The following is a 1,684-nucleotide window of genomic DNA, read 5'->3' as shown; positions in this document are numbered from 1 at the left end:
ACCGAGATTCGGCGGAAGCCAGGGATTGATCTGCTGGTCCTCGCGGCCGAACATGATCTCAGCCTCGCCCTCGATGCCGCCTTGCTCATCCTCACCGCCGAACAGGTTCTCGGCGTGAATCCAGATCGACCCGTTGGACGTGACCACGCCAGCCCATGCCGTTGCATCATCCACGTCCCACTGCACGAACTCATCCACCGGCCCCTGACACAGGCCGAAAAGCAGCTTGAGCTTGTACCAGTAACCAACGGTCTTCTTACCTCCGCCGCCCATCGCTGGCCTCCATTCGCTGAGCGTGCGCAACCAATGCCAGGGCCAGGCCATCACCTGTAGCGACCAGCCTCTCGGCCTCGATACCCTCCTTACGGAACGCATTCCAATCCAACCCATGCGCGGCAAACCAGTCCCTACCGCCACGCGAGCAGAAGCCTGGCTTGTTGCCGAAGCCCGGAATCGTGCGCAAGTGCTCAAGGGTTACGATCATTTCTTGCCGCCTCCCTTGCGGATCTTGTCGGTACCGGCCGACCGCCACGCAAGTACCTGCGGCTCGGAGATCCGCACAGTTCCATAGATGCGCTTCACGGCGGTGCCTTCTTCGGTGGTGGGGATATCGGGCGTCTGCACTTCCGGCTTGGTCTGGTTCGTCCGGGCGAGCAGCGCACTGATCAGCATCGATACGATCATGATGATCAGCTGCACCCACCACACAAAGGCCTGCTGCGGCTCCCGTTGCGGGAAGGGCGAACGGAACTGATTCACCAGTAGCACGAGGCCGCCTAGGGCCAACGCAAGCGCCATGACGCGCCGCGCAAGAGCACCGGACTCCGTGTCATGCCACCAGTACCTGAGACGCCACCCATACACATACAAGAGCCGACGCAGGCCGCGCCGAGGTTGTTGCCGATCAGTGCTCACCATGAGATCCGGTGTCCGTCAAAGGGGTTCTCCACGTTCAACTGCGGCTGGCCGCCATAGTTGGGCGTGTTCTGGAAGTAGCTGCCGCAGTCGGCGAATGTGTGTGCACACCCAGGCGCGACCGTGACCGTCAGACCCGCAGCCAGTTCAGGACCGGGGTAGTTGAGGGTGATGGTGTCGCCGGCGTGCGAGTTGATCGTCCGCGTCTCCGCCAGGCCGTTGCTGCGCGCCCAGACCATGACCCCGCCTTCCAAGCGACCAGCGGGGAACGCGGCAAACGCAGCTGAGCGCAAGGTGGCACCACCCACGGAAGCCAGCACGGCCTCCACAGCGTGATCCGACATCGCTACCCCACACCGATACAGCGCCTTCCAGCAGCCCCGGGTGAACCGGCCCGTATTGCCCCGGAAACCCTTGCGGGAGTTATTACGCTCGCAGGTCAGGGTCAGGGTGGTGTCAGTGAAGCGCGGTGATACCACCTGGCCCGTCCACTCGATCACCGCCTGCAGGTCCGGGTCGTTGCTGTGGACCTTCATGCACACAACGGAAACCCGGCCGCTTGGCGCATAGGGCCGAAAGATACGGCCGAACTCCTGCGTCACCGGCAGCTCGGCAGCGGCCGGATTCAACAGGAACGGCATCTTGATGGTCAGCTTGTTCTGCGATCGCTCGCTGGTTTCATTCACAGCACTGCGCTCGATGCCGGGCGCCGAGCGATAGAGCCTTGCACCATCCCCATTACCGATCATCATGTCGCGCGCGCCGGATG

2 protein-coding genes and 1 pseudogene are annotated in these 1,684 nt (G+C 62.9%); all 3 read right to left on the bottom strand.

What is annotated here, in order from left to right; all coding sequences use genetic code 11:
• Positions 1–324 (bottom strand): annotated as a pseudogene (locus tag ARC63_RS00770) (hypothetical protein); the annotation flags it as partial.
• Positions 325–480: 156 nt separating this feature from the next.
• Positions 481–759 carry a hypothetical protein gene (locus ARC63_RS00760; protein WP_139042348.1) on the bottom strand — a complete coding sequence of 93 codons (279 nt, stop codon included), beginning with the start codon at positions 757–759 and terminating at the stop codon, positions 481–483.
• Between the two features lie 152 nt (positions 760–911).
• Positions 912–1,684: phage BR0599 family protein (locus ARC63_RS00755; protein ID WP_057502278.1), on the bottom strand; the 773-nt coding region annotated here is incomplete at its 5' end.

It is taken from the genome of Stenotrophomonas geniculata ATCC 19374 = JCM 13324, from assembly GCF_001431625.1.
In the GTDB taxonomy this organism is placed as follows: Bacteria; Pseudomonadota; Gammaproteobacteria; order Xanthomonadales; family Xanthomonadaceae; genus Stenotrophomonas; species Stenotrophomonas geniculata.
The sequence above is the reverse complement of the archived record's forward strand: the minus strand, read 5'-3'. Positions and strand labels throughout refer to the sequence as shown.